The organism is Serinibacter salmoneus (assembly GCF_002563925.1).
Taxonomy (GTDB): Bacteria; Actinomycetota; Actinomycetes; order Actinomycetales; family Beutenbergiaceae; genus Serinibacter; species Serinibacter salmoneus.
In genome coordinates this window covers 863,069-889,932 of record NZ_PDJD01000001.1, presented here as the reverse complement: position 1 = coordinate 889,932, position 26,864 = coordinate 863,069, and the positions used below count along the sequence as shown (strand labels likewise).

Genomic DNA, 26,864 nt, shown 5'->3' with positions numbered 1-26,864 from the left:
CCTAGACCTTCGTGTACCGGGAGAGGGAGACCACCGAACTGATGGCGGCGATGAGGATACCGGCGCCCGCCAGGATCGGTGCGATCAGCCAGACGTCCGCCGTGGTGATGTAGTCGCGCACGAACGCGATCGAGTCGGCGAGCCAGCCCTCGACCCCGTAGTGCACTCCCAGCCAGAGGGTCGCGACGGCGAGCGCGGCACCGAGCAGCGCAGCGAGCGCGCCCTCCAGCATGAACGGTAGTTGGATGAAGAAGCGGGAGGCACCCACGAAGCGCATGATCTCGGTCTCACGCCGCCTGCTCATCGCGGACAACCGAATCGTCGTGGTGATCAGCAGCACCGCCGTCACCGTCATCACCCCGGCGATGCCGGCGGCGATGAGCGTGGCCCGGTTCATCACCAGGAAGATCGGCTCGAAGATGGCGCGCTGATCCAGCACCTGATCCACGCCCTGGCGCCCGGAGACCTCATCCATCACGATGGTGATCTGGGTGGGGTCCACGAGGCTGACGCGGTAGGAGACCTGCATCTGCTCGACGTTCAGGAGTTGGAACCAGTCCTCGTCTCCCACCTGGTCGGCCATCGCGTCGTACGCGTCCTGCTTGGACTCGAAGAAGACCTCCTCCACGTACGGCTCCAGCGCGGGCGAGTTCAGCACCTCGCCGATGGCGTCGATCTGCTCCTGCGTGGCTTCGCCCTGGGAGCAGGTGGCCACCGTGGTCTCCCCCGGCGGGCACATGAAGACGGAGACCTCCACGCGGTCGTACCACTCGTCCTGCATCTTGCCGATCTGCATCTGCAGCAGCACGGCCGCGCCGACGAACGTGAGGGAGACGAAGGTGACCAGCACGATGGAGATGGCCATCGTGGCGTTGCGGCGTAGGCCCCGCCCGAGCTCGGACAGGACGAAGGAGAGGCGGCTCATGCGTCGGCCTCCCGGGCCTGCTCGCCGGGAATCGGGGAACCTGTGGTGCCGCGTGCACCGCTGCGGGCCACCTTGGTCGGGTCCTCGGAGATGACCACCGGCGCCAGGTCGGCGTAGTTCCCCTCGGCCTCATCGCGCACCACGTGGCCGTCCAGCAGCTGCACCACGCGCTTGCGCATCTGGTTCACGATGACCTCGTCGTGCGTGGCCATCACCACGGTGGTCCCGGTGCTGTTGATCCGCTCCAGGAGTTGCACGATCCCGGCGGAGGTGTCCGGATCCAGGTTCCCGGTCGGTTCGTCCGCGAGCAGGATGCTCGGCCGGTTCACGATGGCGCGGGCGATCGCCACGCGCTGCTGCTCACCACCGGACAGTTCGTGCGGTAGCCGCTTCTCCTTGCCGGTGAGCTTGACCAGTTCGAGGGTCTCGGGGACGTCGCTGGCGATGACGTGGCGGCGCTTGCCGGTGACCTGCTGGGCGAACGCGACGTTCTGGAAGACCGTCTTGTTGGGCAGCAGGCGGAAGTCCTGGAACACCACGCCGAGGTCACGGCGCAGCCGCGGCACCTTCCACTGGGACAGGGAGGTGATCTCCCGCCCTGCCACCCACACCCGACCGGACGTGGCCTGTTCCTCACGCAGCACGAGGCGCAGGAACGTGGACTTCCCGGAGCCGGAGGCTCCTACGAGGAACACGAACTCGCCGCGCGCCACATCAAGGGACACGCCATCGAGCGCAGGCCGCGCGCCGCGCTTGTACACCTTGGAGACCTTGTCGAACCTGATCACGTCTGCACTTCGCTCATCACGGACCAGTGTCGGGGACAGGAAACGCTGCTGGTCCACCGTCACCATAGGCAGACGGCGCCCCAGATCCCACAACGGCACGCCGCTGCGGGACCTGGGACTTCGCTGGGAAACGCGCGAGACCGACCGCCCCGGACTCCTAGCGGGAGTCGCTCGCGAGGTCCCCGACTGCCGCGCGCCCGGCCTCCAAGCGCGCCACGGGCACCCGGAACGGAGAGCAGGAGACGTAGTCGAGGCCCACGTCCTGGAAGAACCGGATCGACTCCGGGTCGCCCCCGTGCTCTCCGCACACACCCAGGGACATCCCCGGCTTGGCGGCACGCGCCTGCTCGGTGGCGATCTCCACCAGCCGGCCCACGCCGCGCTGGTCGATGCTCTCGAACGGCGAGACGGTGAGCACACCATTGACTGTGTACTGCGCGAAGAACGCCCCCTCCACGTCGTCCCGGGAGAACCCCCAGGTGGTCTGGGTGAGGTCGTTGGTGCCGAAGGAGAAGAAGTCCGCGGCACCCGCGATCCGGTCCGCGGTCAGTGCAGCGCGCGGCAACTCGATCATCGCGCCGACCGGCAGGTCGATCGCGATCCCGCGCTCGGCGCTGACCTCGGCCATGATGCGCATCGCGTCATCCCGCACCAGATGCAGCTCCATCGCGGAGCCCACCAGCGGCACCATGATGTACGCCTGCGGATCCCCGCCGGCGGCTCGCCGGTCGGCGTAGGCCTCGCAGATCGCGCGGATCTGCAGGGCGAACAGTCCGGGGATGACCAGGCCGAGCCGCACCCCGCGCAGCCCGAGCATCGGATTGGCCTCATGCATCCGCTCGACGGCGGCGAGCAGCACCTCGTCGCGCTCCACCTCGGGCCCGCTCGCCCCGCGCTCCTTGTGCAGCGCCACGCGCACCGCCAGGTCGGTCAGGTCCGGGAGGAACTCGTGCAGCGGGGGGTCGATGAGGCGGATCACCGTGGGCAGCCCGTCCATCGCCTCCAACAGGTCGGTCACATCGGCACGCTGCAGCGGCAGCAGGTCAGCGAGCGCCGCGTCCCGTTCGGCGTCGTCCGCGGCGAGGATCACACGCTCCACCAATTGGCGACGCTCCCCGAGGAACATGTGCTCGGTGCGGGCCAGGCCGATCCCCTCCGCGCCCAACTCGCGGGCACGGCGGGCGTCCTCGCCGGTGTCGGCATTGGCGCGCACGCCCAGGCGCCGGGCGGCGTCGGCGTGCCGCAGGATCCGGTCCACGGCGTTGATGAGTTGCACGGTCTCGGTGTCCTCACCCGCCTGGGCGACGGCCTCCTCCAGTCCGGCGGTCAGGTAGGTGGTGACCGGGGAGGGCACCACGGGCACCTCGCCGAGGAAGACCTCGCCGGTGGACCCGTCCAGGGCGATGACGTCGCCCTGCGCCACGGTGTGGCCGGCCACCGTGAACGTGGAGTCCTCAGGGTGCACCAGCACGTCCTCGGCGCCCACCACGCAGGTGCGGCCCATCCCGCGGGCGACGACGGCCGCGTGGGAGGTCTTCCCGCCACGGCTGGTCAGCACCCCGGCGGCGGCGATCATGCCCTCGAGATCGTCCGGGTTGGTCTCCTTGCGCACCAGGATCACCCGCTCCCCCCGCTCGGCCCACTCGTGGGCGGTGCGCGGGTCGAACACCACGCGACCCACGGCGGCCCCGGGCGAGGCGGCCATGGCGGTGGTCAGCAGGGTGCGCTCGGCCTCCCGGTCGAACTGCGGGAACATCAACTGGCTCAGTTGCTCCCCCGTCACGCGGGTCAGGGCCTCGTCCATGGTGATGACCCGCTCGCTCTCCAGTTCCGCGGCGATGCGGAACGCCGCAGGCGCGGTGCGCTTGCCCACGCGGGTCTGCAGCATCCACAGCTTGCCCTGCTCGACCGTGAACTCGATGTCGCACAGGTCGCGGTAATGGGTCTCCAGCCGCCGCATCACGGTGCGCAGTTCGGTGTAGACCTCGTGGTCGATCTCCTCCAGCGCCGAGAGGGGCAGGGTGTTGCGGATCCCCGCCACCACGTCCTCACCCTGAGCGTTGGGCAGGTAGTCGCCGTAGTCCCCGCCCTGCCCCGTGGCGGGGTCGCGGGTGAACGCGACGCCGGTGCCGGAGTTGCTGCCCAGGTTGCCGAACACCATCGTGACCACGTTGACGGCGGTGCCGATGTCGTCCGGGATGCGCTCGCGGCGGCGGTAGAGGCGGGCGCGCTCGGTGTTCCAGGAGTCCAGCACGGCCACGATCGCCAGGTCGAGTTGTTCGCGGGGGTGCTGCGGGAAGTCCCGTCCGGACTCGCGGCGCACCACCTCCTTGTACTCCTCGGTCAGCTCGCGCAGATCCTGCGCGGTCAGGTCGGTGTCGGCGGTCACACCGCGGGCGACCTTGGCGGCCTCCAGGGCATCGGCGAACACCGATCCCTCGATGCCGAGCACCGTGCGGCCGAACATCTGCACGAGGCGCCGGTAGGAGTCCCAGGCGAAGCGCTCATCGCCGGAGAGCTCCGCGAGGCCCTGCACGGAGGCGTCGTTGAGGCCGATGTTCAGGACGGTCTCCATCATCCCGGGCATCGAGTACTTCGCGCCCGAGCGCACGGAGACGAGCAGGGGCTCGTGGAAGTCGCCGAGCCGGCGACCCATCGTGTCCTCCAGGTGACGCAGCGCGCGGGTCACCTCCACGCGCAGGTCGGTGGGGACGGCCCCCGTGCGCAGATAGCTGCGGCAGGCCTCGGTCGTGATGGTGAAACCGGGCGGGACCGGGAGCCCGAGCCGGGTCATCTCTGCCAGGTTGGCGCCCTTGCCGCCGAGCAGGTCCTTCTGCTCCATCGATCCGTGGGCGAAGTCTTGGACGAAGTTGGCCACGCTGCACACCTCCAGGAGACGTCGGCGGCACACCATGGCCGCCGCTTGGGCCAAGACTGCCACGGTTCGACGCCGAATGCGTGAGACTTCAGTCACAAACAGGCTGAACTAAAGCCAACCGGACAGATACGGAGAGTTCGCGGCCCGTTGCGCTCCCCTCCTGGCCGCGGCGGGGGCGAGCCGCGCAGGCGGTGGGGCCCGCGCGAGCCGCGCAGGCGGTGCGGTTCAGCGACCGACGGCGTACCCCTGCATGCCGCGCGGGTTCGCCGCCGCGTGGCGCACCCCGTCCGCGCGGATCCCGGCGGCGCTGATGCGCCCCAGTTCCCACTCCCCGGCCGCCTGCACCCGGTGCCCGCGACCGTGCAGGTCCTCCAGCACCGCCTCCCCCACCCGCGACTCCAGCCGCACCGCGCCCGGCTCCGCGGCGCGCGGGGCGAACGAACTCGGCACGTGCATGCTGTGCCACGTGGGCGCGTCGATCGCGGCCTGCGCCCCCTGCCCGCCCACGAGGTGTCGCAGCAGGAACGGCACCGTCCACTGGTCCTGCTGGTCCCCGCCCGGCGTGCCGAAGGCCAGCACGGACCCGTCATCGCCCACCGCGATACCGGGACTCAGCGTGGTCCGCGGCCGGGCACCCGGCTCCAACGAGGCGGGCAGGCCCGGTTCCAGCCAGAACATCTGCGCCCGCGTGGGCAGCGCGAACCCCAGCCCCGGGATCACCGGGGAACTCTGCAGCCAGCCACCCGAGGGGGTGGCCGCCACCGCGTTCCCCCACCGGTCCACCACGTCGAGGTGACAGGTGTCCCCGCGGGGCGTGGTGGGCACGGTCGGCTCGCCCTCCCCGGGCCGGGAATCGGCCATCCCGCCCGGCCAGGCCCCTGCACCGGTCATGGCCCGCCGCACGTGCCCGGCCAGGCGCGGCGCGTGACCGCCCACGGACCCGGGACGCAGTTCGAGGTCGGCCCGCTCCCCCACGAGCGCCGCGCGCTCGCGCAGGTAGTCCGCGCCGAGCAGGTCCGCCACGCTCACCGGCGACCGCTCCCCGTACCAGGCCTCCCGGTCGGCGAGGGCGAGCTTCGTGGCCTCGATGGCGAGGTGCACGGTGGCGGGGTCGGCCTCCCCCGCCCAGGCCTGCGCCGTCGCCCCTCCCGCCTGCTGCAGCAACGCGAGCTGCTGCAGCAGCACCGGCCCCTGGCTCCACAGGCCGGGCTTGAGGATCGTGTGCGAGCCGAGCCGCCCCTCGGCCGGCGGCTCCTCGCTCGCGCGCCAGGAGGCGAGGTCCGCCCCGGTGAGGAAGGAGCGGTAGTGCCCTGCGCCGTCGTACACCTGCTGGGCCGCGAAGGCGTCGATGCGCTCGGCCACCACGCCCTCGTAGAAGGCGGCCCGGGCGGCCTCGGCCTGGGCGGCGACGTCGCTGCCGGCGGCCTCGGCCGCGGCGACCAGCCGCTCCAGGGTGTCGGCCAGATCGGGGTTGCGCAGCAGGGTGCCGGGGCGGGGCGCGCCGCCGCCCTGGAGGTAGATCGCGGCGGAGGTCGGCCAGTGCTCGGCGAACAGCGGCGCCATGGTCTCGATCGTGCGGGCGGCCGACGGCAGCAGCGGGTGACCGCCGCGGGCGTACCCGATCGCGAACCGCGCCAGGCGTGCCAGGGGCAGGGTGCCGCGGGTGGCGAGCAGGTGCATCCAGGCCCCGAACGTGCCCGGGACCACCGCCGCGAGGTGCCCGGTGCCGGGGATCAGGTCGACGCCGAGGTCACGGTAGGCCGCGATGGTCGCGGCGGCGGGGGCCGCCCCCTGGCCACACACGACGGCGCTGGAAGCGTCCGCCTGGCGCAGCAGCAGGGGCATGTCCCCGCCCAGGCCGTTGAGATGCGGTTCGACGACGTGCAGCACCAGCCCGGCGGCGATCGCGGCGTCGAAGGCGTTGCCGCCCTCCTCCAGGATCGCCATGCCGCTGGTGGAGGCGAGCCAGTGGGTGGAGGCGACCATGCCGAAGGTGCCGGTCAGGTCGGGTCGGGTGGTGAAGGTGTCGGCCACCGCTCGACCGTAACCCGCGCCACGCCTCGACATGACACGATCACGCCATGCGGATCGACCTGACGCCCGACGCCGAGCAGCTCCTGGCGGACTACCACCTGGCGACCCTGACCACCATCGGCCCCAGCGGGATGCTGCACGCCGTGGCGGTGGGCTTCACGCTGCACGAGGGGCTCGTGCGCATCATCACCCGGGAGGGCAGCCAGAAGGTCCGCAACATCGAGCGCGACCCGCGCGCCACCGTGGCGCAGGTGGCCGGGCCGCAGTGGCTGTCCATCGCCGGATCGGCGCGGATCGCGCGGGATGCCGAGACGGTGGCGCTCGCGGTGGAGCTGTACGCCCGGCGCTACCGCCGGCCGCGGCCCAACCCGCAGCGGGTGGCGATCGAGATCACCCCGGAGAAGGTGCTGGGATCGGCGGGGCTGTTCGGCTAGGTGGCCCGGCTGACGGCTGACGGGCTGCCTCAGGCCTCGGACTCGGCCTGCAGCTGCGCCTGGCGGCGCCAGCGGATGCCGGCGTCGATGAAGCCGTTGATGTCGCCGTCGAACACGGCCGAGGGGTTACCGGACTCGTGCTCGGTGCGCAGGTCCTTGACCATCTGGTAGGGCTGCAGCACGTAGGAGCGCATCTGGTCGCCCCAGGACGCCTTGACGTCGCCTGCGAGTTCCTTCTTCTTCGCGGCCTCCTCCTGCTGCTTGAGCAGGAGCAGCCGCGACTGCAGCACGCGCATGGCGGCCGCACGGTTCTGGATCTGGGACTTCTCGTTCTGCATCGAGACCACCACGCCGGTGGGCAGGTGCGTCAGGCGCACCGCGGAGTCGGTGGTGTTCACGCTCTGGCCGCCGGGGCCCGAGGAGCGGAACACGTCCACCTTGATCTCGTTGTCGGGGATCTCGATGTGATCGGTCTGCTCGATCAGCGGGACCACCTCGACCGCGGCGAAGGAGGTCTGCCGGCGGCCCTGGTTGTCGAAGGGGCTGATCCGCACCAGGCGGTGGGTGCCGGCCTCCACGCTCAGCGTGCCGAAAGCGAAGGGAGCCTTGACCTCGAAGGTCGCCGACTTCAGGCCCGCCTCCTCGGCGTAGGAGGTGTCCAGCACCTTGGCGGGGTAGCCGTTGCGCTCCGCCCAGCGCAGGTACATCCGCAGCAGCATCTCCGCGAAGTCCGCGGCGTCCACCCCACCCGCGCCGGAACGGATCGTGACGACGGCCTCACGCGCGTCGTACTCCCCGGACAGCAGGGTGCGCACCTCGAGGTCCGCCAACTGCTTGCGCAGGGTGAGGAGTTCCTTCTCCGCCTCGGCGAGCGAGTCGGCGTCGTCCTCCTCCCCCGCGAGCTCCACCAGGGTCTCCAGGTCGTCGATCGCGGCGGCCAGGTCGTCCAGCCGGTTCAGTTCGTGCTGGGCGTGGGAGAGCCGGGAGGTCACCTGCTGGGCGCTCTCGACGTCGTCCCACAGGTCCGGTGCGGAGGCCTCCTGCTCGAGCAGGGCGATCCGGGCGCGCAGCGCCTCGGGGTCGCTGACGAGCGTGATCTGCTTCAGGGTTGCGCGCAGATCCGCGATCTCGGATGCGAAGTCGGTGGCCACGATGAGCCAGCCTACCCGGGGGCTCGTGGCACCGGTGCGTGCCGGCGCCCGACAGAAATAACTCGACCGGGCCGGTATCGAGGTGGACCATGCGTCCATGGACACCTCACCCCCGCCCTCGCGCACGGCCTCGCGTGCGGCGCAACGCCCGGCAGCCAGCCCCTGGCCCCCTGCGGTGCGCGAGGCCGTGGACGAGGCGCTCGCTGAGCCGAGCGCGGGGGTGGCCAGGGTCGACGTGGACGGGCGGGTCGCGCTCGAGGCGGCCTGGGGCCTCGCGGACCGACGCCTCGAGGTCGCCATGCAGCCGTGTCACCGCATCGCCGTGGCGAGTGGGTCCAAGGGATTCACCGCACTGGCCGTGATGAGCCTGATCGCCCAGGGCCGGCTCGCGTTGGGCACCACGGCGCGCTCCGTGCTGGGCGCCGACCTGCCGCTGGTGGCCGCGGACGTGACCGTGGAGCATCTGCTCTCCCATCGCTCCGGTGTCGGCGAGTACCTCGACGACGATGCTGACCTGGCCGAGTACCTACTGCCGGGGGCGATGAGCGGGTACGTCTCCCCCGAGGACTACCTCGGTGTCCTGGACGGGCGGGAGCCGGCGTTCCCCGCGGGCTCAGGATTCGCCTACTGCAACAGCGGCTTCATCCTTCTCGCGCTGATCGCCCAGCGCGCCAGTGGCACACCGTTCCACGACCTGGTGCGCACGCGCGTGCTGGAGCCCGCCGGGATGGCGCGGACCGACTATCTGCGCAGCGATGCCCTACCCGGCGATGCCGCCATCGGTTACATCGAGGTCGACGGCGTGTGGCGGACGACTGTGCACCATCTCCCCGTCATCGGTGGCGGCGACGGAGGCGTCTACACCACCGCCGAGGACATGCACCGATTCTGGTCAGCCTTGCTGGCCGGGAGGATCGTGCCGATCCAGGCCGTGCGGGAGATGTGCCGGGTACGGTCTTCGGCCGAGGAGACCGGCGAGGGGGCAGGCTACGGACTCGGGCTGTGGCTGCCCGCACCCGGGGTGGTGCGGCTCGAGGGAATGGACGCCGGTTCGTCGTTCGTCTCGACCCACACGATCTCCTCGGCTCGCACCGTCAGCGTGTTGTCCACCACGGCGCACGGCGCGTGGGACATCGCCGAGGTGCTGGAGTCCGTCACCGGCTGAGTCGACCGGTCGCTCCTCGCGCGGCCACTCCCTGAGCCGCGGGGATGTCGGCCCGCGGGGGTAACGTCGAGGCATGGTCAACTACCGCTATCTCGGCAACTCCGGACTGAAGGTCTCGGAGATCACCTACGGCAACTGGGTCACCCACGGGTCCCAGGTGGAGAACGACGCCGCGATCAAGACCGTGCACGCGGCACTGGACGCCGGCATCACCACCTTCGACACGGCGGACGTGTACGCGAATACCGCCGCGGAGACCGTGCTCGGCGAGGCGCTGAAGGGCCAGCGCCGCGAGAGCCTGGAGATCTTCACCAAGGTGTACTTCCCCACCGGCCCCAAGGGTCCGAACGACACCGGCCTGTCCCGTAAGCACATCCGCGACTCCGTGCACGGCTCCCTGCAGCGCCTCGGCACCGACTACATCGACCTGTACCAGGCACACCGATTCGACTACGAGACGCCGCTGGAGGAGACCTTCGGCGCGTTCGCGGACCTCGTGCACCAGGGCAAGGTGCTCTACATCGGGGTCTCGGAGTGGACGGCGGAGCAGCTGCGCGAGGGCCACGCCCTGGCGAAGGACCTGGGGATCCAACTCGTCTCCAACCAGCCGCAGTACTCCGCGCTGTGGCGCGTGATCGAGGGGAAGGTCGTGCCGACCTCCGCCGAGCTGGGGATCTCCCAGATCGTGTGGTCGCCGATGGCTCAGGGCGTGCTCTCGGGCAAGTACCTGCCCGGTCAGCCGGTCCCCGAGGGCTCGCGCGCCACCGACGAGAAGAGCGGCGCGAACTTCATCAAGCGGTTCCTGAACGATGAGGTCCTCACCGCGGTGCAGAACCTCAAGCCGATCGCCGCCGACCACGGGTTGTCCATGCCGCAGCTCGCGATCGCGTGGGTGCTGCAGAACCCGAACGTGGCGGCGGCGCTGGTGGGGGCCTCGCGTCCCGAGCAGCTCGCCGACACCGTTAAGGCCTCCGGTGTGGTGCTGGAGGCCGAGGCGATGACCGCGATCGATCAGGCCCTGGCGGGCGTGGTCGTGGACGACCCCGCCGGCACCTACGAGGTCTCGCCGAAGACCCGCGTGGTCTGAGCGTCCCGCGCGCGGACGAGGCTGACGAGAACGCAACGAGGGCGGAACGGCATATGCCGCTCCGCCCTCGTGCTGTCCGGCGCGCTCGCCCTCAGCGGATCGCGATGCGGCGCAGCAGCGCCCAGACCATCCCCGCCGCGGCCACCGCGGCGAGCACGGCCCACAGCCAGCCCAGGCCGATGCCCACACCGGGCCGGCCGCCCGCGGCGTCGACGCCGAGACGGGTCGCCACCACGGCCACCGTCAGCGGCGCCATCAGGGGGATCAACGCCAGGGTGCCGAGCCAGCCACCGAGGGTGCCGAGCCCGCCGACGAAGGCCCGGTAGCTCGCGTGCACGGCCAGCCCGGTGAGGAAGGCGATCACGTTCACCAGCAGCAGTGCCACACCGGAGGCGGGGCTGAAGGCCACGAACTCCACCGCCGTGCGGGTGCTCCACTGCCAGTCCACGAGCACCTCGACGCCGACCTGCACGACGGCGGTGACCACCGCGAGGACGAGCGCCGCGACGCCCCACCCCTCGATGAGTGCGCGGCGGGTCACGCCCGCGGTGATGCTCACCGTGAGGTAGGTCGCCCCCACCAGGATGCCCATGATGAACAGGAGCACCTGGGGTGCCCCCGTGGCCATCGGCACGGTGAAAGAGGTGTCCGCGCTGACCACGGTCAGCGGGACGAGCATCAGCACGAGGAGGATCGGCCAGACGATGAGCGAGGCCCACAGGCTCATCCCGATCGCGGAGCGCGCGGCGCGGGTGCGGGCGCGGCTGGTCGCGGCGGCGGCAGACAGGGTGGCAGTCATCGGGTCGTCTCCTTCTCGGCGCCACTCGTGCTGCTCGAGCCGGCGCCGTCAGTCCGTGTGAGGTGGACGAACAGGTCCTGCAGGCCGGGCGCCTCCACGGCGACCCCCACCTCGGAGGCCTGCTGCGTGAGGTGAGCGACGTCGTCGCCCTCGGTCAGGAACACGGTGACCTGCGCCGTCGGGCCCAGGGTGGTGCGGGAGAGCACCGTGCGCCCGGCCGCGAGCTCCTCCACCGCGGGAGTGCGGCCCACGAGGGTGAGGCCGCGCGTGCGGATGTCGTCAGCGGTGCCGGCCATCCGCACGCGTCCGGAGTCGAGCACGATGACGTCCTCGAACATCTGCTCCACCTCACCGATCAGGTGACTGGACAGGATGATCGTGCGCGGGTGGGCGGCGTAGTCGGCGAGGATCGCGTCGTAGAACATCTGCCGATTGGTGGCGTCCATGCCGAGGTAGGTCTCGTCGAAGATCGTCAACGGCGCCCGTGAGGCCAGGCCGATGATCGCGCCGAGGGTGGAACGCTGCCCACGGGAGAGCTTGCCGGCCTTCTTGGTGACGTCCAGTTCGAAGGCGTCCACCAGGCGGCCGGCGAGGTCGCCGTCCCAGTTCGGCCGCAGATCGGCGTACCACCGCAGGGTGGTGCGGACCTTCTCGTCGTCGAACGCGTCCCCGCTCTCACGGATCAGCTGGGTGCCGGCCATGCCGCGGGGGTTCTCGAAGATCGGCTCACCGTCCACGAGCACCTCCCCCGCGCTCGGTCGCCGCAGGCCGGCGATCAGGGAGACCAGGGTGGACTTCCCGGCGCCGTTGCGGCCGATCAGCCCCGTGATGGTCCCGGGGCGGACCGTGAGGTCCACGCCGTTCAGTGCGGTGGTGCGACCGAAGGTCTGGGTGAGGCCGCGGGTCTCGACGGCGAGGCCGCGGGCGTGATCGGTGGTGGGGTCGGTGGTGGTCATGAGTTCTCCCTCCGGCCGGCGGGCAGCGCCGCCCGGCCGGCAATGTAGTCGTGCACCTCGTCGGTGCTGATGCCCAGGCGCTCGGCCTGGTCCAGTGCCGGGTCCAGGACCTCGGCGAAGTAGGCCTCGCGGCCCGAGCCCAGCAGTCGCTCGCGGGCGCCGGGGGCCACGAACATGCCCAGTCCGCGGCGCTTGTAGAGGACCCCCTCCTCCACCAACCCGGCGAACGCCTTGGCGGCCGTTGCCGGGTTGATCCGGTAGGTGGTCGCGAACTGCGTCGTCGACATCACCTGCTCCTCCTCCGCGAGATCGCCCGCGAGCACCAGGTCGCGCACGTGCGCAGCGATCTGCACGTACAGCGGTTCCGGTCCGTCGAACATCTCGTCCTCCTTGGGTTCATTACATGAGTAATGAACCACGGGAGTAGGGAGGGTGTCAAGGGTTCGGAGGGATGGAGGTGGGCGGCTAGGTCGCCCGGAGCGCGGGCACTCCTCGCTCAGGGCGGTGGACCCCTCGCTGAGGGCGGTACACCTGCGCTGAGCAGGCCGTTGCCGCGGCGTGTTGGGCGCGACACGCCGCGCGCCGGCCAAGTCGACCGCCCTGGGCGAGGGGTCCAACGCCCTGAGCGAGGGGCGACCGCTCTGGCTCAGTTCCGGAGGGACCCTGAGCAGTCAGGCGAGCACGGGAGTCAGGCGAGCGCGGCCACCAGCCGGTCCATGCTGCGCCGCGAGGCCGCCACGCAGATCCGGATCCAGCCCTCCCCCGAGCGCCCGAACGCACTACCGGGCGCCACCGCCACACCGGTGTCCAGCAGGAGCTTCTCGGCCCACGTCGCCACGTCGCCGCCGCAACGCTCGCGCACGTCGATCCACAGGTAGAACGCACCCCGCGGGCGCAGGTAGGGCACGCCGATCTGCTCCAGGCAGCCGGTGATGTACCCGAGGTTCGCGGCGTAGTGCTCGCGCGCCGCCGCCACCGCGTCCTGCGGCCCGGTGATCGCGGCCAGCGCCGCCCGCTGGGAGGGCGTGGTCAGGCAGGAGACCACCGCCTCCTGCAGGTGGGCGAGCCGCACCCCGTGCCCCGGCGGGGTGATGAGGTACCCCACGCGCGCACCCGTCAGGGCGTAGGTCTTGGAGACCGAGTGCACCGAGAGCGTGCGCTCCGCCGCCCCCGGGAGCGAGGCCAGCGGCACGTGCTCGACGCCGTAGGTCAACTCCTCGTACACCTCGTCGCTGATGATCCACAGGTCGTGCTCGACGGCGAGGTCCACGATCTCCTGCAGCACACCCCTGGGCAGCACGGAGCCGAGCGGATTGGAGGGCGAGTTCACCAGGATCGCGCGGGTGCGGGTGGTGACGAGGCCGGCGATCTCGCGCGCGTCGGGCACGAACTCGTGCTCCGGTCGCAGCGAGTACCCCACGGGAACGGCGTTCATCATTCGCGGCGCCATCGTGAAGGTGGTGTAGCCGGGGTCGGGGATGAGGATCTCATCGCCCGGGGCGAGGATCATGGTCATCGCCATGTGCAGCGCCTGGGTGCCACCGTTGGTCACGGTGACCTGCTCGGCGGCGACGTCGTGCCCCCGCTTGCGTGTGGCGAGCGCCGCGACAGCCTCCCGCAGCTCGGGGATCCCGTTGTTCGGGGTGTAGCGCACGTCCCCGGCTGCCCACGCGGCGCGCGCCGCCTCGGTCACGTGCGGCTGCGGCTGCTGATCGGGCTCCCCGACGGCGAGGTAGGCGGCGTCCGGCGTGCGCAGCGCGATCTCGAAGACCCGTCGGATTCCCGAGGGCGGCACGTGCGGGATGTGATGGGCGAGCGAGGGCACGAGCGCGAGGCTACCCGCGCCGTGTTGCCACCGTGTGAGCAGGCCTCGCCCGTGCCGTGTGCATCACGGCACAGCACCTGGGTCGTGCCTCGCGCCGGTATACGTGCCACGATGGCGTCATGCCGCAGACCGTGAGAGGCCGGGGCGCCCTGGCCACGGCCGAACCCGTCAGCCTCGTCGACATCGTGGACGCCGCCGGCACCGCGGGGATCGCGATCGACGGCGGGACGAGGGCCCTCAGCGAGTTCCACGGTCCCGCGCCTCGATCGGCGGTCGTGCGATGAGCGCGAAGATCCGCCGCGCCACCACGCAGGGGCACTTCAGCCTCGACGGCGAGACCTGGGACGTGGCGAACAACGTCTGGCTGATTGGGAACAAGCGTGAGGTGCTCGTGATCGATGCCCCGCACGACGCCGCCGCCATCCTGCGCGCCATCGGGGAACGCACGGTCGCCGCGATCATGCTCACCCACGGTCACAACGACCACATCAACGCGGCGCTGGAGCTGCGCGAGATCACCGGGGCCCCGCTCTGGTTCCCGCCGGGTGACCGGATGCTGTGGGACATGCTGCACGCCGACGAGGCACCGAACCTCGACCTGACCGACGGCACCGAGCTGACGATCGACGACGTGACGCTCCGCGCGATCGCCACCCCGGGGCACACCCCCGGCAGCACCTGCCTCTACTCGCCCCACCTGAAGGCGCTCTTCAGCGGCGACACGCTCTTCCAGGGCGGTCCGGGTGCCACCGGGAGCTCCTCCTCCTTCGAGACGATCATCGAGTCGATCTCCGAGAAGCTGCTCACGCTGCCGGCCGAGACCGTGGTCTACCCCGGGCACGGCGACACCACCACGATCGGGGACGAGGCGCCGCACCTGGCGGAGTGGATCAAGCGGGGTCACTGAGGGCACTGAGGGGCACAGAGGCGGCGTCGCGGAGCCGCTGGGGCGTGAGTGAGCAGCGGCCCGCGACCTGGCTAGCCCGTGACGGCGGCGACCGCCTCCACCAGCAGGCGAGCGGCGCCGTCGAGTTCCTCGGCTGTGCGGGCCTCCCCGAAGCTGAACCTGATCGCCGTCTGTGCCACCTCGGGCGCCAGGCCCATCGCGGTGAGCACCCCGGAGGGTTCGGTGGAGCCGGCGTGGCAGGCCGATCCGGAGGAGACGACGACGCCGCGCTCCTCCAGAGCGAGCAGGACCGCCTCCCCGTTCACGCCGGGCAGGACGAAGGACGCGTGACCCGGCAGACGCCGGGTGGCGTGCCCGGTCAGGGCGACGTCCGGGATCAGGGGGGCGACGCCGTCGAGCACCCTGGCAATGAACGCATCGCGCCGCTCGGCGAGGGCCTGGGCGCCCGGGTGACCGGCGGCCAGGGCGGTCGCCAGACCCACGGCCCCGGCGACGTCGACCGTGCCGGAGCGCCTGCCTCGTTCCTGGCCGCCACCGTGGATCAACGGCTCGATCCGCATGCCGCGGCGCAGCCACAGCGCGCCCGTGCCGCGGGGACCGCCGAGCTTGTGACCCGAGAGCGTCAGGGCGTCCACCCCGAGGGTGGCGACGTCGATCGGCAGCCAGCCGGCGGCCTGCACCGCATCGGTGTGGAATGCGGCGCCGACCTCGCGCGTGAGCGCCGCGAGCTCGGCGACCGGCTGGATCGTGCCCACCTCGTTGTTCGCCAGCTGCACGCTGACCAGGGTGGTCTCGGGGCGCAGCCGGGCGGCGAGCGCCTCGGGGATGACCGTGCCGGTGGCATCGACGGGGAGGCGCTCCACCTCGTAGCCGATCCGGCCGAGCCAGTCGGCGCTCTCCAGCACCGCGGCGTGCTCGACGGCGCTGACGAGCACGTGCCGGCCGCGCGGGCTCGCCAGGGCGATGCCCTTGATGGCCGTGTTGGCGCCCTCGGTGCCGCCGGAGGTGAACACGATCTCCCCGGGGCGGCCTCCCAGCGCGCGCGCCACGGTGCCGCGGGCGTCCTCGAGTGCGGCGTCGGCGTCCCGGCCGATCTCGTGCACGCTGGCGGGGTTGCCGAAGCGCGCGGTGAGGAAGGGCCACATGGCCTCGAGCACCTCACGGCGCGGCGGCGCGGTCGCGGCCTCGTCCAGGTAGAGCCTCATCGTCTCCTCCACATCCTGCAGAACCACCTCGCGGTACCTGCAGAACCACCTCGCGGTACCTGCAGAACCACCTCGCGGTACCTGCAGAACCACCTCGCGGTGCCTGCAGAACCACCTCGCGGTGGCTACAGAACCGCCTCGTCGAATCCCAGGTCGAGGGAGCCCGCGCCGTGGGTCAGGGCACCCACGGAGATCAGGTCCACGCCGGTCGCGGCGATGGCGCCGATCGTGGTCAGGGTGACGCCGCCGCTGGCCTCCACGAGGGCCCGCCCGGCCACCGCGGCCACGCCCGCGCGCAGGTCCGCGAGGGAGAAGTTGTCCAGCATGATCGTGCCGACCACACCGGAGGCGAGCACCGGCTCGATCTGGTCCAGCCGGTCCACCTCCACCTCGATGTGCGTGGTGTGCGGCAGCCGTGCGGCCGCCTCCTGCAGTGCCGCGGTGACGCTCTGCGCCCCCGGCCCCGCGAGCGCCGCGAGGTGGTTGTCCTTGACCATCACGGCATCCGAGAGGCTGTAGCGGTGGTTGCGCCCACCGCCGCAGACCACGGCGTGCTTCTCGATCGCGCGCAGCCCCGGCGTGGTCTTGCGGGTGTCGACCACCCGCACCCGCTCGCCGCGCGCGGAGCGCGCATCCCCCACGGCCGCCACATATGCGGCGGTGCGGGTGGCCACCGCGCAGGCGCGCTGCAGCAGGTTCAGCGCCACCCGCTCCCCGCGCAGCACGGCGCGGGCCGGGCCGGCCACGTGCGCCAGCACGGCGGCGGGCTCGAAGGCCTCGCCGTCGGCCAACACGTCGGTCACCGAGACGGCCGGGTCCACCTGGCGCATCACCTCGGCGATGACGGCGCCACCAGCCATGACGCCGGCCTCGCGCGCCGCGACGGCGATGCGCAGCGTCGCGCTCTCCGGCACGAACGCCTCACCGGTGAGGTCACCCCAGGGTGCGTCCTCGGCCAGCGCGGTGGCGACGATGCGGCGCAGTTCGGCGTCGGTGAGCATCAGGCCTCCACCAGCTCGCCGGCGGCCCATGCCCCGCCGCTGCGGGCGATCGGCGCGCACGTCCGCTCGGCGCGCAGCACGTGGTGCACCGCGGCACTGCCGGGTGCCGGCGTGCCGGCGTCCCGGCCAGCGTCGCTGCGCACGTGCGCCCCGAGGGAGCCCTCACGGGCGAGCGCTGCGGCCACCACGGCGCGGGCGGCGATGAGGAGATTGGCGTCCTCCACGTCGCGGCGATCCAGCGGGTCCATCGCGTCGGAGACGAGCTCCGGGGTGGCCATCGCGGCCAGGGCCCGGGCCCCGGCGCGCAGGCCGTCGGCGTCACGGGTCAGCCCCGCCACGCTCCACATGACCTCCTGCAGGTCCGCCCGGGTCCAGGGCAGGGCGTCGCGCGCATCGTCCAGGTCCACGGCCTCGGTCGCGGCCCAACCGGTGCGCTCGCCCATCGGCGAGAGGGGGCCGACCGCACCCCACACGGCCTCCTCGCCGCCCACCGGCTCGGCGAGCGCGGCCACGAGGCGGCGTGCGAACACTGCGGCCTCCAGCAGTGAGTTGGACGCGAGCCGGTTGGCGCCGTGCACGCCGGTGCAGGCGACCTCGCCGGCTGCCCACAGGCCGGGCACGCTGGTGCGCCCGGCGAGGTCCGTGCGGACGCCGCCCATCCAGTAGTGCGCGGCCGGGGAGACCGGCACCGGTGACCCCGCGAGGTCGAGGCCCCGCTCGCGGCACGCGGCCACGATCGTGGGGAAGCGCTCGGCGAGGTCGGCGGCCAGCGCCGTGGCATCCAGCATCACCGGGGAACCCTGCGCATCCGCCTGCGCGGCGATCGCGCGGGCGACCACATCGCGCGGGGCGAGCTCGGCGTCCGGGTGCACCGCGGGCATGAAGCGCTCGCCGTCAGAATCCAGCAGCACCGCACCCTCACCGCGCAGCGCCTCGGAGAGCAGGAACGGTCGCTCGTGCAGCAGCACGGTGGGGTGGAACTGGATCATCTCGGCGTCGGCCACCTCGGCGCCGGCGCGCAGCGCCATGCCCACGCCGTCGGCCGTGGCCACCTGCGGGTTGGTGGTGGTCGGGAACAACTGTCCCGCTCCCCCGGTGGCGAGCACGACGGCGTCGGCCGGCAACCGCTCGATGTCGCCGCCGGCGGGGAGCACGTCGAGCGCCACGCAGGCACCCTGCTCGTCCAGGACGAGGTCCACGGCGGTGGTGTGCTCGCGGATCTCCACGGCGCGGGTCAGCACGTCGATCGCCAGGGCGCGGATCATCTCCGCGCCGGTGGCATCGCCGCCGGCGCGCAGCACCCGCGGGTGGGAGTGGGCGCCCTCGAGTGCCCGGCACAGCACGCCGTCCTCGCGGTCGAAGCGCACCCCGAGCTCCAGGAGCCGGTCGATGGCCGCCGGGCCCTCGGCCGCCAGGGTCATCGCGGCGGCCGGGTCGGACAGGCCCGCACCGGCGCGGCGGGTGTCGGTCACGTGGGAGACCACCGTGTCCGGGCGCCCCCCGACCACCGCGATGCCGCCCTGGGCGTGCGCGGTGTTGGAGACGGCGAGGGCGTCCTTGGTCACCAGGGTGACGTGGTGGCTCGTGCTGGCCTCGATGGCGGTGAGCAGACCGGCCAGGCCCGAGCCGACCACCACGAGGTTCATCGCGCGCTCCCGGTCGCGGCGGTGGCGGCGGGTGCACCCTGCGCCGACCCGGTCAGCGGCTTCGGGGCGGCCGCGAGCATCCGCTCCAGCGCGGTGCGCGCGTGGCGAGCCACGTCGTCGTCCACCTCGATCCGGTTGTGGGTCTCGCCGGCCACCAGACCCTCCAGCACCCAGGCGAGGTAGCCGGGGTGGATGCGGTACATGGTGGAGCAGGGGCAGATCACCGGGTCCAGGCAGAAGATCGTCTTGTCCGGGTGCTGCGCCGCGAGGCGGTTGACCATGTTGACCTCGGTGCCGATCGCGATGACCGAGCCGGGCTCGGCGTCGGCCACGAACTGGCGGATGAGCTCGGTGGAGCCGGCGGCGTCCGCGGCATCGACCACGGGCATGGGGCACTCGGGGTGCACCACCACCTGCACGCCCGGGTACTCCGCGCGGGCCTTGTCGATCTGGGCGGTGGTGAACCGGCGGTGCACGGAGCAGAACCCGTGCCACAGGATGACCGTGGCGGCCTGCAGAGTGGCCTCGTCGTTCCCGCCCAGTGGCTTGCGGGGGTTCCACATCGGCATCTGCTCCAGCGGCACCCCCATGGCCTTGGCGGTGTTGCGGCCCAGGTGCTGATCGGGGAAGAACAGCACCCGCTCGCCGCGCTCGAACGCCCACTCCAGCACGGTGCGGGCGTTGGAGGAGGTGCACACGATCCCGCCGTGGCGGCCGCAGAACGCCTTCAGCGCGGCGGAGGAGTTCATGTAGGTGACCGGGACCACCGGCAGCTTGCCGCCGGGGTAGTCGGCGGGGTCGTCGCTGCCCTCGGGGTCGAACCCGTACGCCTCGGCGAGGTCGAGCCAGGCCTCCTCCACGCTGTCCTCATCGGCCATGTCCGCCATAGAGCAGCCGGCGGCGAGGTTGGGCAGGATGACCTGCTGGTCCTCGCGGGCCAGGATGTCGGCGGTCTCGGCCATGAAGTGCACGCCGCAGAACACGATCGCCTCGGCATCCGGGCGGGTCAGGGCGGCGTTGGCGAGCTGGAAGGAGTCGCCCACGAAGTCGGCGTGGGCCACGATCTCATCGCGCTGGTAGTAGTGCCCGAGCACGACGACGCGGTCCCCCAGCGTCTCCTTCGCCACCTCGATGCGGCGGTACAGGTCCGCCTCGTCTGCGTCCCGGTAGGCCTGCGGCAGCTGACCGGGGCGGGTGGTGGCGTTGGTGGTCTCGGCAGGCACGGCGTCGTCGACCGAGGCACCCGGACCGTAGGTGGTCAGGGCGTCGAAGTCCCAGGTGGGGGCCGCCAGGCCGGAGTCGCAGGACTCGGTGGGCGGGGCGACGGCGAGGCGAAGGGCCACGGAGGTCATGAGGCGCTCCTCGGGGGTGGGGTCGGACTGGTGGCCACGAGCTGGGCTCGGTACCGGTACAGGCTGGGCGGGCGGTGGGAGGCGCCGGTGAGCTTCTCCCCCGTCGCCTCGAGGTGCCCACGGGCGAGCATCTGGCGGCGGAAGTTCGCCGGGTCGATGTCGCGGTCGAGCACGGACTCGTACACCTCACGCAGGTCGGCGAGGGTGAACGCATCGGGCAGGAAGGCGTGCGCGATCGGGCTGTAGGTGATCTTGGCGCGCAGCCGGTCCAGGGCGTAGGTGAGGATCTCGCGGTGGTCGAAGGCGAGGTCCGGGAGGTCGTCCACGGGGAACCAGGAGACGTTGACCGGATCGATGCCGCCGGCGGCGTCGATCGGGGTGGCCGCAGCGTCCTCCTCGGGGCGCACCAGTGCCCAGTAGACGATGGAGACCACCCGCGGCGGGCGCACCTGCCCGTGCACCAGTTCTGCGCTCGGGAGCGGGTCGGAGGTGCCGCGTGCCCGGTCCAGCCCGCCGAAGCAGTACAACTGCTCCAAGTAGCGCGGGTCCAGGCCGGTGGTGCGGCGCAGGGTCTCGCGGGCCGCCTGCGCGAGGCCGCACTCCAGGCCGAGCGGGCCGCCGGGCAGCGCCCAGGAGCCCTGATAGGGCTCGCGGATGCGTCGCACCAGCGGGGTCCACAGGGTCTTGGCGGGGGCGTCGGTGGTGCGGGAGGTCTGGGCGCCCTCGGGGCGCGGCCGCAGCGCGAGGATCACACTGGAGACGGCGAGCTCGATGCTCATGCGCGCCTCCTCTCGTGCGGTGCCAGGCGCCCGCCCGGGCGGGCCACCGGTTCAGGTCAGTGCGACCTTAACCGTGGCGGCGACAGTAGCACCCTTATGGTCAGTCGCACAAGAACACGCCGGAGCGCCCCGCGGCCTCCCGCCGAGACCGTGCCTCCGGCGCCCAGCCCGTGCTCCGAGAGCACGGACGCGGCGCACACAGCACGGACTCGGCGAGGGCCCGAGGCGCCCGCGGCGCCCGCGGCGTAGCCCTCAGTCGCGCCCGGTCTCCCAGCCGCCCCGGCGGTAGGCGGGGGTGGCGAAGATGAGCACGAGGATCGCAGTGAACACCGAGGCGCCCATCACCGCGGCCATCGCCACGCCCGTGCCGCCGAAGACCCCCACCAGGGGGCTGATCGCCGCCGGCAGGAGCGCGTTCAGGGAACCGCACACGGCGGCCGCGGCGCCGGCACGCGCCCCGTGGCGCCCGAGGGCCAGCGCGGTGGCGTTCGGCGGCACGAAGTTCTGGAAGCTGATGGCCAGCGCCAGCGGGATGAGGAACAGCAGCGCGTTGTCGCCGCCGAACAGCGCCGCGGCCAGCAGCACCAGGATCGAGGCGAACTGCACCGGCAACGCGAGGCGGATGATCCGGATCGGGGCGTAGCGGTGCACCAGGTGGGCGTTGATCTGCGCCATCCCGACCAGCAGCACCCCGCCGACGGCGAAGAACAGCGCGAACTGGTTGGCGCTCAGTCCGTACTGGTTCTGCAGCACGAACGGGGAGCCGGAGACGTAGGAGATCAGGGCGGCACTGACGAGCCCGGGCAGGACTGCCAGAGCCATGAAGTGACGGTCACGCACCAGGGTGCGGTAGTTGCGCAGGGCGACGACGACGCCTCCCCCGGTGCGCTTCTCGGCCGGGTGGGACTCCGGCAGGAAGCGCCAGGCGGCGAGCAGCACCATCAGGCCGGCCACCGCGAGCACCCCGAACACGGTGCGCCAGCCCCAGTGTGCGGCGATGAAGCCGCCCACGGTCGGGGCGAACAGCGGCGCCACACCGATCACGAGCATGAGGCGGGACAGGGTCGCGGCGGCGACGGGCCCCGAGTAGCGGTCGCGGATGAACGCCTGGGCGCACACGCCCAGCGCGGCGGCGCCGATGCCCTGCAGCAATCGCAGGCCGAGGAAGACCTCGATGCCGGAGCCGAAGAGCACCAGGGCGCACGCGAGGCTGTGCAGCGCACCACCCACGATCACCGGGAGGCGGCGACCCACCCGGTCCGACCACGGCCCGATGACCAGCTGACCGATCGCGGCGCCGACCATCATCACCGAGATGGTGAGCTGCGCCGTCGCCTCCCCCACCTGCATCTCGGCCGCCACCCGGGGCAGCGAGGGCAGGTACATGTCCACGGTGATCGCGAACACGGCAGCCATGGCGCCCAGCAGCCCGACCAGGGCCGGGCGCGGGCGGGGGGCGCGCGCCGCGGGAGCGGGCATGCCGACGCCGGCGCGGTTGGTGCCGCCGGGTCCGGCAGGGCCGGTCGGTCCGGCGGGGCCGGCCTGCGTCTCGGGCGTCACCGCCACGGCGGGCGCGTCCTGGGCTGCACCCTCGGGCACGACGGCGGAGCGCGGCTCGGCGCTCGAGGCGCATGCGGTGGGGGCCGGGGTGCGGCGAAGGGATCGACTGGCGTGGGAGCGGGCCGGTGCGTGGGACATCGTCGAGACTCGGTTTCGCATGGAAGGAGTGGGAGGGCGCTCGCGGGCCTGAGGCCTACTGCGCCACTCACATCATGCACCTGCGAGGAGGATCGCGTCGAATCGATTCGAACGACCATAGTCACAGGTCACAGAGATGACCAAGGGAGGGTCAGGGGCACCCAAGAGATCGTCAGCGGCACCTCAAGGACGGCGCCCCCGGCCCGCAGTCGCGCCGCTCAGTGCGCGTTGACGCCGGCGAGCAGCGCCGCCGCACGGGCGTCTCGGCCTCCACCCGGCGCGTGCGTCGAGCCCGCCGCCCGAGGCCCTCGCACAGCGAGCCGCCGCCCGAGGCCCTCGCGCGGTGGACGGCGCTTCGCGCACGGCGGATCGGCTTCGCGCACGGCGGATGCGTGACGCCGCTCTGACCACCGCCCCGCATCGGTGCAGGTCACAGGGTCAGGGCCCGGCCGCCGTCGACGCTGGTCCGCCGTCCGCGAAGCCGATCCGCCGTGCGCGAAGCGGCCCGGGATGCGGCACCGCACTGCCTGGTACCGCACCTACCGGGGCGGGGATCCGACCAGCACCCCGCGCTCGCTCAACGCTGAGCGTCGGCCAACTCGGCGAGAAGCCCCTGCACGCGGGCATCGATGTCGTCACGGATCAACGCCATGCGCTCATCGCCTTCGATGCCGCGCAGCGACGGCTCGTCCGTCTCCCACCGCTCCACCGTGACGGACTCGAGCGGGAGTGCATCGCCGTCGAGAATCGCCTCACCGCCGATGAGCACCACCCGGTCCATCCGGGCGAACAGGTCGGGGTCGATCGGCTTGGTGTACTCCCCCTCGAACGTCGCGCCGACCTCGGCCACCGAGGCGCCAGAGGCGGCATTGAGCCCGGCGCCGGGTCTGGTGCCGGCCGAGTGGACCTCGACCGCGTCCCCAGCGCGCAAGCGCATCAACGCGGCAGCCATCTGGGACTTCCCGCCGTTCTTCACGCAGACGAACATGACAGCAGGACGATCGCCGCCGGGCGCGGGATCGACAGGTGTGAAATCGGCAGGCGTGGTGCTCATGCCTCGACCGTAGCGCCCACTGCCGGCACCCGCCCTTTCGCTCCATCATTGGCCATGGATTCGCGCCGAAACCGGGCCACGACCTGCGCAAATGGGGTTTATCCACAGCCGGGGAATCCCATTCCGCCATGCTCCTTCGAGTTCGCCTAGGTTGACCCACAGACGGCATCGTCATAGGTCAGGGGGCCCACGTGCTAGACGACACCGCGCGCCGCGTGGAGGCGGCAGTCCGGGAGCTGGTCCGCGAACGCGGCATCGACCCAGCCACCGAGACCCGTGCCTTCCAGGACCTGGTGCGCGAGGTCATCCAACTCGACGAGGAACGCTCCCTGCGCGGCCTCGTCCCGCCGATCCCCGACCCCGACGGCCTGCAGAAGTCCGTCGCAGCCGCCGTGGCCGGCCTCGGGCCACTCCAGCCGCTCCTGGAGGACCCCGAGGTCGAGGAGATCTGGATCAACGGACCCAACCGGGTGTTCGCCGCGCGCCGCGGCGTCAGCGAACTGACCACCATCGTGCTGACCTCAGCCGAGATCACCCACCTCGTCGAACGCATGCTGCGCCCCTCCGGCCGCCGCCTGGATCACTCCGCGCCGTTCGTGGACGCCACGCTGGCCTCCGGGGAACGCGTGCACGTGGTGATCCCGGACATCACCCGCCGCCACCTGTGCGTCAACATCCGCAAGTACGTCGCCCGTGCCCGCCATCTCGACGACCTCGTCGCCGCCGGCTCCCTGCCCAAGCCCGCGGCCACATTCCTGGACGCCGCCGTCGACATCGGCCTCAATGTCCTGGTCTCCGGCGCCACCCAGGCGGGCAAGACGACCATGCTCGGCGCGCTCACCGGGTCCATCCCCTCCTCCCAACGCCTGGTCACCTGCGAGGAGGTGTTCGAGTTGCAGCCCGCCTGCCGCGACCACGTCGGCATGCAGTGCCGCCAGCCCAACCTCGAGGGGAAGGGAGAGATCACGCTGCGCCGCCTGGTGAAGGAGGCCCTGCGGATGCGGCCGGACCGGATCGTGGTGGGTGAGGTGCGCGAGGCCGAGAGCCTGGACCTCCTGATCGCACTGAACGCCGGGCTGCCCGGGATGGGCACCATCCACGCCAACGGTGCGCGCGATGCGGTCCAGAAACTCTGCGTGTTGCCGCTGCTCGCCGGGGAGAACGTCTCCAGCCAGTTCGTGGTGCCGACCGTGGCCGCCGCGCTGGACCTCGTGGTGCACGTGGAACTGGACAGCACGGGACGGCGCAGCGTGCGGGAGATCCTCGCGGTCACCGGGCGAGCCGAGGGCGGTGTGGTGGAGACGGGCGAGGTGTACGTGCGAGCGCCGGGCGCCCCCGCCGGAACCCTGCGCCGCGGGGACGCCTTCCCTCCCGGCGCTGAGCGCTTCGAGTCCGCCGGCTGGGACCTCGCCGAGTTGCTCGCAGCCGACGGCTGGGCCGCCTGATGGGCGCCGTAGCGGGCTTGATGCTGGGGCTCGGGCTCCTGGCGGCATGGTCCTCGACCTGGCCGCCGACCCAGAGCCCGCGAGCGGGCCGACTGCGCACCTCGTGGGATGACCTCGCCGCACGCGCCGGGTTGCACACCGTGGGACTGGGCCCTTTCGCCGCCGTGTGCGTGGGCGTGTCGGTGGTGGTGTTCGTGGTGGCGCTGGGGTTGGGCATGGCGATCTCGGTGGCCCTGGCGTTCGCCCTCATCGCCTTGGGTGCTCCGATGGCGTACGTGCACCACCGGTCGCAGCGCCGCCGGGTGGAACTGCGCACGCTGTGGCCCGATGTCGTGGACGATCTCACCTCCGCCGTCCGTGCGGGCCTGACGCTGCCGGAGGCGATGGTCGCGATGGCCGAGCGCGGGCCCGTGGAACTGCGCCCCGACATGGCCCACTTCGCGGCGGAGTACCGGGCAACGGGCCGCTTCACCCAGGCCCTGACCGCCTGGCAGCTCCGGCTGGCCGATCCGGTGGCAGATCGGCTCGCCGCCGCCCTGCGGATCGCCTCGGAGGTGGGCGGCACCGACCTCGCCGCGATGCTGCGGACCCTCTCGGAGTTCCTCCGCACTGACCAACGCACCCGCTCCGAGCTCGAGGCGCGACAGTCGTGGACGGTCAACGGCGCGCGCCTGGCGGTCGCTGCGCCCTGGGTGGTGCTCGCGCTGATGAGCGGACGTGGCGAGACGGCGGCTGCATTCGACACCCCCGCCGGCGTGCTGGTGCTGGCAATCGGCGCCGCGGTCTCGGCTGTGGCCTATGTGACGATGCTGCGCATCGGACGGTTGCCCGATGAGCCCCGGGTCCTGCGAGGTGGCGCGTGATCCCCGTCGGGGCGCTCGCGGGCCTCGGTCTCGCATGCGGGATCCTGCTCATCGCCTCGGCCGTACTCGCCGGCAGGCCCTCCCTGATGGCGCGGGTGGAACCGTACGTGCGCGCGGCCGATACGCCGTCGCGCCCTACCCAGCTGGCCGACGGCGACGCCTCCTTCTCGGCGCGACTCCTGCGCCCACTCGCGCAGGACTCCGCTCGGGTGCTGGACCACCTCGGATCCTCCACAGCCTCGGTCCGCCACCGACTGCGCACCCTGGGCTCGCCACAGGCGCCCGAGGCGTTCCGCGTGGAGCAGCTGCTCTGGGCTGCGGGTGGTCTCGCGATCGGGCTCATCGCGGCGCTGGTCATCGGGGCGACGCGCGGTGGCTCGCCCCTCGCGCTGGCGGCGGTCGCCGTGGTCTGCGCAGTAGCAGGGGCGCTCGCGCGTGACCGCGCCCTCTCTCGCGCCGTGAAGCAGCGGGAGGTGCGGATCGCCGCGGAGTTCCCCACGGTGGCCGAGTTGCTCGCCCTGGCGATCGGATCCGGGGAGGCCCCCTCGTCGGCGCTGGCCCGGGTGGCGCGCTCGACCCACGGCGACCTCGCGGGCGAGCTCCGTCTCACCCTGGCCGATGTGCGCGCGGGGGCGACGATGTCGGCGGCGTTGGACGGGCTGGCACGGCGCAGCAACCTGCCCGCGATCGCCCGGTTCGCCGACGGCGTGGCCACCGCCATCGAGCGCGGCAGCCCCCTGGCGGAGGTGCTGCGCGCCCAGGCCGGGGATGCCCGCGACTCCGCCAAGCGGGAGCTGATGGAGGCGGGCGGCCGCAAGGAGATCGGGATGCTCGTCCCGTCAAGCGCTGGATAGATGTACTGCCGGACTACA

The 26,864-nt window shown here is 72.2% G+C and carries 24 protein-coding genes; 8 read left to right on the top strand and 16 right to left on the bottom strand.

Going from position 1 to position 26,864, the window contains the following annotated elements:
* Position 1: 1 nt before the first annotated feature.
* The 4 genes from ftsX to ATL40_RS03815 all read right to left on the bottom strand — a co-directional run bounded on the left by ftsX (position 2) and on the right by ATL40_RS03815 (position 6,625).
* Entirely contained in the window at positions 2 to 925 is a 924-nt protein-coding gene (gene ftsX, locus ATL40_RS03830) for a permease-like cell division protein FtsX (protein WP_098468380.1), read from the bottom strand.
* The gene (gene ftsE / locus ATL40_RS03825; protein ID WP_098470262.1) at positions 922 to 1,713 is read right to left on the bottom strand and encodes a cell division ATP-binding protein FtsE; all 792 of its coding nucleotides are present in this window, start codon (positions 1,711 to 1,713) and stop codon (positions 922 to 924) included. Before ftsE ends, ftsX begins: the two co-directional genes overlap by 4 nt.
* Before the next feature lie 157 nt (positions 1,714 to 1,870).
* Positions 1,871 to 4,591, bottom strand: a complete 2,721-nt coding sequence (ppdK, locus tag ATL40_RS03820) for a pyruvate, phosphate dikinase (RefSeq protein ID WP_245866687.1) — start codon at positions 4,589 to 4,591, stop codon at positions 1,871 to 1,873.
* Positions 4,592 to 4,816: 225 nt separating this feature from the next.
* Complete coding sequence (locus ATL40_RS03815; RefSeq protein ID WP_425443350.1) at positions 4,817 to 6,625, bottom strand: gamma-glutamyltransferase family protein; 1,809 nt, start codon at positions 6,623 to 6,625, stop codon at positions 4,817 to 4,819.
* A gap of 47 nt (positions 6,626 to 6,672) precedes the next feature.
* Here ATL40_RS03815 and ATL40_RS03810 point away from each other — a divergent pair, with 47 nt between their 5' ends.
* Positions 6,673 to 7,059, top strand: a complete 387-nt coding sequence (locus tag ATL40_RS03810; RefSeq protein ID WP_098468377.1) for a pyridoxamine 5'-phosphate oxidase family protein — start codon at positions 6,673 to 6,675, stop codon at positions 7,057 to 7,059.
* A 29-nt stretch (positions 7,060 to 7,088) separates the two neighbouring features.
* Here ATL40_RS03810 and prfB read toward each other — a convergent pair whose 3' ends face one another.
* Complete coding sequence (gene prfB / locus ATL40_RS03805; protein ID WP_098468376.1) at positions 7,089 to 8,210, bottom strand: peptide chain release factor 2; 1,122 nt, start codon at positions 8,208 to 8,210, stop codon at positions 7,089 to 7,091.
* Between the two features lie 97 nt (positions 8,211 to 8,307).
* On the opposite strand from prfB, the gene ATL40_RS03800 reads away from it, so the two are divergent.
* Positions 8,308 to 9,375, top strand: a complete 1,068-nt coding sequence (locus ATL40_RS03800) for a serine hydrolase domain-containing protein (protein ID WP_098468375.1) — start codon at positions 8,308 to 8,310, stop codon at positions 9,373 to 9,375.
* 73 nt (positions 9,376 to 9,448) lie between these two features.
* The gene (locus ATL40_RS03795; protein WP_098468374.1) at positions 9,449 to 10,462 is read left to right on the top strand and encodes an aldo/keto reductase family protein; all 1,014 of its coding nucleotides are present in this window, start codon (positions 9,449 to 9,451) and stop codon (positions 10,460 to 10,462) included.
* A gap of 91 nt (positions 10,463 to 10,553) precedes the next feature.
* On the opposite strand, the gene ATL40_RS03790 is transcribed toward ATL40_RS03795, so the two are convergent.
* The 4 genes from ATL40_RS03790 to ATL40_RS03775 form a co-directional block, all read right to left on the bottom strand.
* Positions 10,554 to 11,261: a hypothetical protein gene (locus tag ATL40_RS03790; protein ID WP_098468373.1), complete on the bottom strand. Its 708-nt coding sequence runs from the start codon at positions 11,259 to 11,261 to the stop codon at positions 10,554 to 10,556.
* Positions 11,258 to 12,217, bottom strand: a complete 960-nt coding sequence (locus ATL40_RS03785; RefSeq protein ID WP_098468372.1) for an ABC transporter ATP-binding protein — start codon at positions 12,215 to 12,217, stop codon at positions 11,258 to 11,260. Before ATL40_RS03785 ends, ATL40_RS03790 begins: the two co-directional genes overlap by 4 nt.
* Entirely contained in the window at positions 12,214 to 12,597 is a 384-nt protein-coding gene (locus ATL40_RS03780) for a GntR family transcriptional regulator (protein ID WP_098468371.1), read from the bottom strand. Before ATL40_RS03780 ends, ATL40_RS03785 begins: the two co-directional genes overlap by 4 nt.
* 308 nt (positions 12,598 to 12,905) lie before the next feature.
* Positions 12,906 to 14,042 carry a pyridoxal phosphate-dependent aminotransferase gene (locus tag ATL40_RS03775; protein WP_098468370.1) on the bottom strand — a complete coding sequence of 379 codons (1,137 nt, stop codon included), beginning with the start codon at positions 14,040 to 14,042 and terminating at the stop codon, positions 12,906 to 12,908.
* Between the two features lie 119 nt (positions 14,043 to 14,161).
* On the opposite strand from ATL40_RS03775, the gene ATL40_RS14955 reads away from it, so the two are divergent.
* Both ATL40_RS14955 and ATL40_RS03770 read left to right on the top strand, forming a co-directional pair.
* The gene (locus tag ATL40_RS14955; RefSeq protein WP_169925869.1) at positions 14,162 to 14,326 is read left to right on the top strand and encodes a hypothetical protein; all 165 of its coding nucleotides are present in this window, start codon (positions 14,162 to 14,164) and stop codon (positions 14,324 to 14,326) included.
* Positions 14,323 to 14,949: an MBL fold metallo-hydrolase gene (locus ATL40_RS03770; protein ID WP_098468369.1), complete on the top strand. Its 627-nt coding sequence runs from the start codon at positions 14,323 to 14,325 to the stop codon at positions 14,947 to 14,949. The genes ATL40_RS14955 and ATL40_RS03770 overlap by 4 nt, the downstream gene beginning before the upstream one ends.
* 71 nt (positions 14,950 to 15,020) lie before the next feature.
* Here ATL40_RS03770 and ATL40_RS03765 read toward each other — a convergent pair whose 3' ends face one another.
* The 7 genes from ATL40_RS03765 to ATL40_RS03735 form a co-directional block, all read right to left on the bottom strand.
* Entirely contained in the window at positions 15,021 to 16,154 is a 1,134-nt protein-coding gene (locus ATL40_RS03765; RefSeq protein WP_098470261.1) for a cysteine desulfurase family protein, read from the bottom strand.
* A gap of 125 nt (positions 16,155 to 16,279) precedes the next feature.
* Positions 16,280 to 17,155: a carboxylating nicotinate-nucleotide diphosphorylase gene (gene nadC / locus ATL40_RS03760; protein WP_098468368.1), complete on the bottom strand. Its 876-nt coding sequence runs from the start codon at positions 17,153 to 17,155 to the stop codon at positions 16,280 to 16,282.
* Complete coding sequence (gene nadB, locus ATL40_RS03755; RefSeq protein WP_098468367.1) at positions 17,155 to 18,801, bottom strand: L-aspartate oxidase; 1,647 nt, start codon at positions 18,799 to 18,801, stop codon at positions 17,155 to 17,157. Before nadB ends, nadC begins: the two co-directional genes overlap by 1 nt.
* Positions 18,798 to 20,153, bottom strand: a complete 1,356-nt coding sequence (gene nadA, locus ATL40_RS03750; RefSeq protein ID WP_098468366.1) for a quinolinate synthase NadA — start codon at positions 20,151 to 20,153, stop codon at positions 18,798 to 18,800. Before nadA ends, nadB begins: the two co-directional genes overlap by 4 nt.
* Positions 20,150 to 20,932, bottom strand: coding sequence for an NUDIX hydrolase (locus tag ATL40_RS03745; RefSeq protein ID WP_098468365.1), 783 nt, complete (start codon positions 20,930 to 20,932; stop codon positions 20,150 to 20,152). The genes nadA and ATL40_RS03745 overlap by 4 nt, the downstream gene beginning before the upstream one ends.
* 252 nt (positions 20,933 to 21,184) lie before the next feature.
* On the bottom strand, positions 21,185 to 22,630 hold the full coding sequence (locus tag ATL40_RS03740) for a multidrug effflux MFS transporter (protein ID WP_245866685.1): 1,446 nt from the start codon (positions 22,628 to 22,630) through the stop codon (positions 21,185 to 21,187).
* 577 nt (positions 22,631 to 23,207) lie between these two features.
* The gene (locus ATL40_RS03735) at positions 23,208 to 23,684 is read right to left on the bottom strand and encodes an arsenate-mycothiol transferase ArsC (protein ID WP_098468364.1); all 477 of its coding nucleotides are present in this window, start codon (positions 23,682 to 23,684) and stop codon (positions 23,208 to 23,210) included.
* Between the two features lie 191 nt (positions 23,685 to 23,875).
* Here ATL40_RS03735 and ATL40_RS03730 point away from each other — a divergent pair, with 191 nt between their 5' ends.
* The 3 genes from ATL40_RS03730 to ATL40_RS03720 are packed head-to-tail and all read left to right on the top strand — an operon-like array spanning position 23,876 to position 26,846.
* Positions 23,876 to 25,129, top strand: coding sequence for a TadA family conjugal transfer-associated ATPase (locus ATL40_RS03730; RefSeq protein WP_098468363.1), 1,254 nt, complete (start codon positions 23,876 to 23,878; stop codon positions 25,127 to 25,129).
* The gene (locus tag ATL40_RS03725; RefSeq protein ID WP_098468362.1) at positions 25,129 to 25,992 is read left to right on the top strand and encodes a type II secretion system F family protein; all 864 of its coding nucleotides are present in this window, start codon (positions 25,129 to 25,131) and stop codon (positions 25,990 to 25,992) included. The genes ATL40_RS03730 and ATL40_RS03725 overlap by 1 nt, the downstream gene beginning before the upstream one ends.
* Complete coding sequence (locus ATL40_RS03720) at positions 25,989 to 26,846, top strand: type II secretion system F family protein (protein ID WP_098468361.1); 858 nt, start codon at positions 25,989 to 25,991, stop codon at positions 26,844 to 26,846. The genes ATL40_RS03725 and ATL40_RS03720 overlap by 4 nt, the downstream gene beginning before the upstream one ends.
* Positions 26,847 to 26,864 lie beyond the last annotated feature (18 nt).